Raw genomic sequence first — 7,417 nt, forward strand, 5'->3', positions numbered from 1 at the left:
TCTTGCGTGCAGTGTGCCCGTTTGTGGCCAACTGGTGGATCCGATGAGTCGATCAGGACCAGGCGAGTGCCACCGTGGGATCGGTGATGACGGCACCCACGTCGGCGAGGACCGCGGAGCCCAGCGCGCCGTCGACGATGCGATGGTCGAACGAGAGTGCCAGCTGTACCACCGTACGCACGGTGAGCTGGCCCTCGTGCACCCAGGGCATCGGTCGGATCGAGCCGAGGGCGAGGATCGCCGCTTCGCCCGGGTTCAGGATCGGGGTGCCGATGTCGACGCCGAGGACGCCGACGTTGGTGATGGTGATCGTGCCGCCGCGCAGATCCGCGGGGCTGAGCCGGTCCGCCCTCGCCGCGGTGGTGAGGCCGGCCAGGGCGTGAGCCAGCCCGACGACGTCGAGCCTGCCGGCATCCGGGATGGTGGGCACGACGAGCCCACGCGGGCCCGCCACGGCGATGCCGAGGTTCACCCGGTCGTACACATGTATCTCCGGCCGGCCACCGTTCTCCGGCCGGCCACCGCCCGCGTCCTCGACCCAGGATGAGTTGATCATCGGATGTCGGCGAACGGCGATGAGCAGGGCTCTGGCGACGAACAGCAATGGGGTGATCTTGATCCCGGTGAACTCCGGCAGCGCCGCGATCCGGTCCCGGGCGGCCATCGTCGCCGTCGCGTCGACGGTGAGGAACTCGGTGACATGCGGGGCAGCCGAGACGCTGGCGACCATCGCCTGCGCCATCGACCGCCGGATGCCGGTGACAGGCACGTGCCAGGTACGCGTCTCGGCGGAGAAGGTGGCCCCGGCGGGGATGACGCCGATCGGCGGGGCATCGCGCGTGGGCGGCGCCGCGAGGGGCGCGGTACGGGCGGCGGCACGCACCGCGGCCTCGACGTCGGCCCGGCTGATCGTGCCGTCCGGGCCGGTGCCGGCGAGGGATGCGAGGTCGACACCGAGGTCACGGGCGAGCTTGCGGACCGGCGGTTTGGCGAGCACCGGACCGGCTGTGTGGACCGGACCGGCTGTGTGGACCGGACCGGCTGTGTGGACCGGACCGGCTGTGTGGACCGGACCGGCTGTGTGGACCGGACCGGCTGTGTGGACCGGACCGGCTGGCGTAGGTGGTCGTCGAGGGCGGCGCCGGCGGCTCTCGGCCGTCCTCGGTCCATAGCCCACGAGGACGGGGGTGCGCTCGATGCTGCCAGCGTCCCGGGATGTCGGCAGGCTGTTCGCACCCGTCCCGTTCCCACCCGTCCCGTCGGCGTTGGTGTCGGTGTCGACGTAGGTGTCGGTGTCGGCGGTCTGGATGGTCAGCAGGGGTGCGCCGACCGCGAGGGTCGTTCCCTCGGCGCCGTGGGTCTCGACCAGGATCCCGGCGAACGGGCTGGGGACCTCGACGACCGCCTTCGCGGTCTCGACCTCGACGAGGGGCTGGTTCACCGTGACGGTGTCCCCGACCTGGGCAAGCCACCGGACGATGTCCGCCTCGGTCAGACCTTCGCCGAGGTCAGGGAGCCGGAACTGTCGCTGCGTCACGGTAACCCCAGTCAGATAGCCGGTTGGTCGGTCCTCATGCTTCTCAGTACGCTCAGTACGCGAAAGAACGGTCCACGGCGTCGAGGATGCGGTCGACGTCGGGGAGGTAGTGATCTTCGAGGCGGGCCGGGGGATACGGGGTGTCGAAGCCGGTGACCCGCAGGACCGGCGCCTCCAGGGAGTAGAACGCCCGCTCCGTCACCCGCGCGGCGACCTCGGCCGACACCGAGACGTTGGACGGTGCCTCATGGACCACGACCARCCGGCCGGTCCGGCGTACCGAGTCGAGCACGGGTTCCAGGTCCAGGGGTGAGAGCGTCCGCAGGTCGATGACCTCCAGCGACCGGCTGTCGTCCGCCGCGCTGATCTCGGCGGCGTCGAGGCAGGTCCGTACGGTGGGGCCATAGCCGACGAGGGTCGCGTCCGTGCCGGTGCGCACGACCCGGCTGGCGTGCAGCTGGGTGAGYTCGCCCGCGGGCAGTTCGGCGAGGGGGCGCGGGTCGACCACGCCCTTCTCCCAGTACCGCCGTTTCGGTTCGAGGAAGATCACCGGATCGTCGGACCGGATGGCCTGCTGGATCATGTGATGGGCGTCGACCGGGTTCGAGCAGGCGACAACCTTCAGGCCGGCGGTGTGACAGAAGTACGCTTCCGGCGACTCACTGTGATGCTCGACGGCGCCGATCCCGCCGCCGAAGGGGATGCGGATTGTCACCGGCAGCCGGATCCGGCCGGCCGACCGGTAGTGCAGCTTCGCGAGCTGGCTGACGATCTGGTCGAACGCGGGATAGACGAACCCGTCGAACTGGATCTCACAGACCGGCCGGTAACCGCGCATGGCCAGCCCGATCGCCGTGCCGACGATCGCCGACTCGGCCAGCGGGGTGTCGATGACCCGGGCCTCGCCGAACTCCTGTTGCAGCCCGTCGGTCACCCGGAAGACCCCGCCGAGCTTGCCGACGTCCTCCCCCATGATCAAAACCTTGGGATCGGCTGCCATCGCCGAACGCAGCCCGAGGTTCAACGCCTTGGCCATGGTGACCGGGGCGCGGGCAACCCGCTCACCGACCTCGTCGGAGCGCTGCTCCCCGGCGACGACGGCCCCGCTGGTCACCGGTTCCCCTCGGGTACGCCCATCTCGTCCTCCACGCCGGGCCCCTCCACGTCGAACATGGCCGCCAACGCCGATCGCTGGGCCGTCACGAGTTCATTCTCAGCCACCTGCACATGGTCGAACAGGCTGGCCGGGATCGGATCCGGCAGCGCGACGCACTGCGCGCGCAGCTCGTGCGCGAAGGAGTCCGCCTCGATGGCCAGCTGCCGCAGACTCTCCTCGGTGAGCAGGCCCCGCGCCGTCAGGTAGGCGCGCATCCGGTCCAACGGATCACGCCGACGCCACATGTCCAGTTCACCCTTCGGACGGTAGCGGCTGGGATCGTCTGCCGTGGTGTGTGGATTCATCCGGTAGGTCACGGCCTCCACCAGCACCGGACCACGCCCGGCACGCGCGGTCGCCAGGGCCCACCGGGTCACCGCGAGACACGCCAGCACGTCGTTGCCGTCCACCCGCACGCCCGGGAAACCGAAGCCCGCGGCCCGGTGGACGATCTCGATCCGGCTCTGGCGCCGGGCAGGTGCCGAGATGGCCCACTGGTTGTTCTGGCAGAAGAACACCAGCGGGGCGGCGAACACGCTCGCCCATCCGAACGCCTCGCTGACATCGCCCTCGCTTGACGCCCCGTCACCGAAGTACGCAATGGCCGCGTCGTTGGTGCCGTCCCGGGCGATTCCCATCGCRTAGCCGGTGGCATGCAGTGCCTGCGAGCCCACGACGATCGAGTAGAGGGCGCACCCGTGGGTGCCCGGATCCCAGCCACCGAGCGTCGTGCCGCGATAGATCGCCAGGATTTCCCTCGGCCTGACTCCCCGGCACCAGGCCACCCCGTGTTCCCGGTACGACGGGAACACCATGTCGCCGGGCCTCAGCGCCCGGCCGGATCCGACTTGGGCCGCCTCCTGGCCCCGCAGGCTCGCCCACAGCCCCAGCTCGCCCTGGCGCTGCAGGCTGGTCGCCTCCTCATCGAACCGGCGGATGAACACCATGTCCCGATACAGCCCGTACAGGTCGTCGTCGGTCAGGTCGGCGATCTGGGCGGCCAGATCGACGGCTGTCCGGGGCGGGTCCGCTCCCGCGGCGTCCACCCCGCCGGCGCGGGCTCTGGAGGGATCGGGTCCCGGCGCGTCGGGTCCGGCTGCCGTCGTCGTGGACGCGGTGGTGATCCGGTGGCCGGTCGGGGTGAGCAGCTGCATGAGCTCCGTCACACTTGCCAACGATAGACCTTGGACGGACAGTGGCAACCGGATCCGGCGGTCCCGCCGTGACGAGTGACCATCGTTCCTGCTCGGTACGGTTGCGCGGTGACGAGTGCGCAGCACATGAGCCGCCCGCCGGCCCGGCGTGAGATCGGCAAGGTGGGGATCTGGAGTGGCCAGTTCGACTTCTCCCCGGCCGCGGTCGTCCGGGAGGCGGTCGCGGAACTCGACGATCTCGGTTATCCGACGTTGTGGACCGGTGAGGTCAAGGGGCGCGAGGTGCTGGTCACCGCCGCTCTGGCGCTCGCGGCCACCTCCCGGATGACGATCGCGACCGGGATCGCGCAGATCCTCGCCCGTAACCCGCTCACCATGACCGCCGGTCAGCTGGCCCTCGCCGAGGCGTACCCGGACCGGTTCCTGCTCGGGCTCGGGGTGTCCCACGCCGAGCTGATGCACATCCGGGGCGCCTCCTACACGCGCCCACTCGCCCAGATGGCGGCGTACCTCGACGAGATGGACCGGATGGCGGTCGAGCAGTACCGGGCCGTGCCACCGCCCGGTGTCCCGCCACGGGTGCTCGCCGCGCTCGGTCCGAAGATGCTCGGCCTCGCCCGGGACCGGGCCGACGGCGCCCACACCTATTTCGTGCCACCCGAGCACACCGCTGCCGCCCGGGACATCCTTGGGCCCGGCAAGCTGCTCGTCCCCGAGCAGGCGTTCGTCTTGCACACCGATCCGGAACAGGCCCGTGAGCTCGCCCGCCGGCACACCGGGTCCTATCTTCGGCTGCCGAACTACACGACGAACCTGCGGCGCTTCGGGTTCGACGACGACGATCTCGCCGGCTCGGGCTCGGACCGCCTGGTCGACACGATCGTCCCCTGGGGGGACGCGGACGTCCTGCTCGGGCGGATCAAGGAGCATCTCGACGCCGGGGCCGATCAGGTGGCCGTGCAGGTGCTTGACTTCGACCGCCGTGGGCTGCCGCGTCGGCAGTGGCGCGAACTGGCACCGGTGCTGTCGGCACTCTGACCTCGGACGGACCACGGCGGTCGAGTTCGGGATCATGGGAACGGTCGGGACGCGGCCGGTTTGCGAGTGGCTCGTCGTGGCGCGGTCGTCACGGAGGGGGAGCCTGGGGTGGAGCGGGGTGCAGTCAGCCGGCGTGTTCGGCGTGTTCGGCGTGTTCGGTGCAGACGCGGGCGCACGGCCGTCGCCGGTGGCGTCGCCGTCATCGTCGGATTCATGTTCGTGGCCTGCGCCGTGCCCTACGGCGAGGACCATCCGAGGCCGACGCCGACGACTCATGCCGATGGTGCCCCCGTCACCACCGGTCCCTCCGCCTCAGCCGCGGCCACCGGGGGAGCCGGGGGAGCCGGGGGAGCCGCCCCCGTCGGTGACGGCCCGCGGCGGCCGACGGGGCAGCCGGTCACCATCGCCTTCGGCGGCGACATCCACTTCGCGGGTGCTCCCGGTCAGCGGCTCGCCGCCGATCCGCGGACGGCGATCGGGACCCATGTCGGCGGCCCTGAGCGCGGCCGATCTTGCGATCGCGAACCTGGAGACGGCGGTGACGGACCGTGGCACCGCGGCCCAGAAGGCGTATGTGTTCCGGGCTTCGCCCACCGCGTTCACCGCGGTACGGGCGGCCGGCATCGACGTTGTCACGATGGCCAACAACCACGGCATGGACTACGGCATCGAAGGCCTGCAGGATTCGCTGCGTTACGCTCGGGAGGCGCACTTCCCGCTCGTCGGCATCGGCGTGGACGACACCGCCGCGTACGCCCCGTACACGACGACGGTCAAGGGGCAGCGTATCGCCGTCCTCGGGGCCACCCAGGTGCTCGACGACGAGTTGATCGCGGCCTGGACGGCGGGTCCGCACAAGCCCGGCCTGGCATCGGCCAAGGAGGTCGATCGGCTGGTGCGAGCCGTGYGGGCCGTGCGGGCCGCGGCGGACACGGTCATCGTCTTCCTGCACTGGGGGACCGAGCAGCAGCAGTGCCCCAACGAGGCACAGCGCGCCCTGCTCCCCCGGCTGGCGGCCGCGGGCGCGGACGTCGTCATCGGGAGCCACGCCCACGTTCTGTTGGGCGCTGGATGGAACTCCGATGGAGTGTACGTCGGCTACGGGTTGGGGAACTTCGTGTTCTATTCCTCCGGCGCCGGCCGGAACACCGAGTCCGGGGTGCTGGAACTGACCGTCGCCGGCCGGGCGGTCACGGCCGCCGCCTGGCTACCCGCCCGGATCGTGGGGGGCATCCCCCAGCCGGTGACCGGTGCCGCGGGAGCCCGGGCCCTGGCGAGTTGGAACGCTCTGCGCGCCTGCACCGGCCTCTCGGCGACGGCACCCTGACCGACGGCTGCGCGCACTGTGCTCCGCCGCGCGCACTGTGCTCCGCCGCGCGCACTGTGCTCCGCCGGGAACCTCGCTCAGGTGGCTGGTCGGGCCGCGCAGATGGTGCAGGTGCCGTAGATCTCCACGGTGTGCACGACGTCGACGAATCCCTCGGCGTTGGCGACCTTGGCGGTCCACGCCTCGATCTCCGGTCCGGCGATCTCCACCGTCCGGCCGCAGGAGCGGCAGACAAGGTGATGGTGATGGTCGTCGGAGGCACAGCGCCGGTAGACCGTCTCACCRTCGTCCCGGCGGATCATGTCGACCTCGCCGCGGTCGGCCAGCACCTGCAGATGGCGGTACACTGTCGTGAGCCCGACCGCGGCGCCCTGCGCCCGTAGCCGGGCGTGCAGATCCTGGGCGCTGGTAAAGGCGTCGGTCTCGGCAAGCGCGGCGGAGACGGCGTCGCCCTGCCGGGTGGCACGCACGGCCGTCCCCCGGCTCGGCGCCGGACGGCGCTCCACCGTCTCATCCCGATGGTTGCAGGGGTCGCGGGCCGGCCGGCCCGCGCCGGCCGACCTGGTGTCGTTCCCCGCGGTGCTCACGTTGCTCCCTTCGCCGCCGTTCAGGCTGTCTGGTCGGTTCAGTCTGTTGCCGGAGGCGCCCTTACCGTCCGTGCCTCTCATCCCGACTGTGCCGTCCGTCCCGCCCGGGGTGCGCGCCAGCCGTGGGGTCGGCTCGGACCCATGAGCTTCTTGGGGTGTACGGGCCACGTTCTCACTTTCTCATCTCCTCGTCGCGCTGGGCGTGCCTGTCGATGGGAATGGGCACGCGTCCGTTTGTCATTATTGAAAATGGTTTTCATCTCGGAGGCGCTGGGTGTGGCACGACTCCGCCGGTGGCGAGCAGTACCGGCGTTTCGTCTCGATCGGAGCGCAGGTGCTCAACCAGAAACCCGAACTCGCCAACTGCTGACGGCCGCACGCTGACGGTCGCACCCACCGATGATCTGCAACACTCCGAGGCATAACCTTCGCCCAGAGTAGATCCAGKACGGAGGGATGCATGGCGGGGCGTAGCGGCCGACCTGGGTGGTTGCGGGAACCGGATCCGCTCCAGAACCCCCTCGGTAGTCGGCTCGCCATCCTCGGCGCGATCGTGTTGGTGATCGGCGGGGGAGCGGCGACCCTGGCGGGCGGTGCGGATCCGGCGTCCGGGCTGCC

8 protein-coding genes are annotated in these 7,417 nt (G+C 70.8%); 3 read left to right on the top strand and 5 right to left on the bottom strand.

Annotated elements, in window-relative coordinates; translation table 11 throughout:
• Window positions 1-52: 52 nt before the first annotated feature.
• From KBI5_RS07090 to pdhA, 3 genes are read right to left on the bottom strand one after another with little or no spacing between them, the layout of a single operon-like run.
• Window positions 53-1,537, bottom strand: a complete 1,485-nt coding sequence (locus KBI5_RS07090) for a dihydrolipoamide acetyltransferase family protein (RefSeq protein WP_085014722.1) — start codon at window positions 1,535-1,537, stop codon at window positions 53-55.
• Between the two features lie 52 nt (window positions 1,538-1,589).
• Window positions 1,590-2,651 carry an alpha-ketoacid dehydrogenase subunit beta gene (locus KBI5_RS07095; protein ID WP_011434533.1) on the bottom strand — a complete coding sequence of 354 codons (1,062 nt, stop codon included), beginning with the start codon at window positions 2,649-2,651 and terminating at the stop codon, window positions 1,590-1,592.
• Window positions 2,648-3,868 (bottom strand): pyruvate dehydrogenase (acetyl-transferring) E1 component subunit alpha, encoded by a 1,221-nt coding sequence (pdhA, locus tag KBI5_RS07100; protein WP_235187070.1) that lies wholly within the window; start codon window positions 3,866-3,868, stop codon window positions 2,648-2,650. The genes KBI5_RS07095 and pdhA overlap by 4 nt, the downstream gene beginning before the upstream one ends.
• A gap of 105 nt (window positions 3,869-3,973) precedes the next feature.
• Here pdhA and KBI5_RS07105 point away from each other — a divergent pair, with 105 nt between their 5' ends.
• Window positions 3,974-4,885, top strand: coding sequence for an LLM class F420-dependent oxidoreductase (locus tag KBI5_RS07105; RefSeq protein WP_011434535.1), 912 nt, complete (start codon window positions 3,974-3,976; stop codon window positions 4,883-4,885).
• 312 nt (window positions 4,886-5,197) lie between these two features.
• Here KBI5_RS07105 and KBI5_RS27690 read toward each other — a convergent pair whose 3' ends face one another.
• Window positions 5,198-5,371: a hypothetical protein gene (locus KBI5_RS27690; protein WP_241882718.1), complete on the bottom strand. Its 174-nt coding sequence runs from the start codon at window positions 5,369-5,371 to the stop codon at window positions 5,198-5,200.
• On the opposite strand from KBI5_RS27690, the gene KBI5_RS07110 reads away from it, so the two are divergent.
• On the top strand, window positions 5,370-6,212 hold the full coding sequence (locus KBI5_RS07110) for a CapA family protein (protein ID WP_241882719.1): 843 nt from the start codon (window positions 5,370-5,372) through the stop codon (window positions 6,210-6,212). The two genes, KBI5_RS27690 and KBI5_RS07110, sit on opposite strands and share 2 nt — an antisense overlap.
• Before the next feature lie 77 nt (window positions 6,213-6,289).
• Here the strand turns inward: KBI5_RS07110 and KBI5_RS07115 are convergent, their stop codons facing one another.
• Window positions 6,290-6,718, bottom strand: coding sequence for a Fur family transcriptional regulator (locus KBI5_RS07115; RefSeq protein WP_011434537.1), 429 nt, complete (start codon window positions 6,716-6,718; stop codon window positions 6,290-6,292).
• A 355-nt stretch (window positions 6,719-7,073) separates the two neighbouring features.
• Here KBI5_RS07115 and KBI5_RS28645 point away from each other — a divergent pair, with 355 nt between their 5' ends.
• Window positions 7,074-7,169, top strand: a complete 96-nt coding sequence (locus KBI5_RS28645) for a hypothetical protein (protein WP_023840601.1) — start codon at window positions 7,074-7,076, stop codon at window positions 7,167-7,169.
• Window positions 7,170-7,417: the final 248 nt, after the last annotated feature.

This window comes from Frankia sp. KB5 (assembly GCF_002099325.1).
GTDB lineage: Bacteria > Actinomycetota > Actinomycetes > Frankiales > Frankiaceae > Frankia > Frankia casuarinae.

Bases quoted from the DNA above. Each gene is read 5' to 3' on its own strand.
- KBI5_RS27690 (WP_241882718.1), bottom strand. From the start codon at position 5,371: ATGGGTCCCGATCGCCGTCCGCGGATCGGCGGCGAGCCGCTGACCGGG.
- KBI5_RS07105 (WP_011434535.1), top strand. From the start codon at position 3,974: ATGAGCCGCCCGCCGGCCCGGCGTGAGATCGGCAAGGTGGGGATCTGG.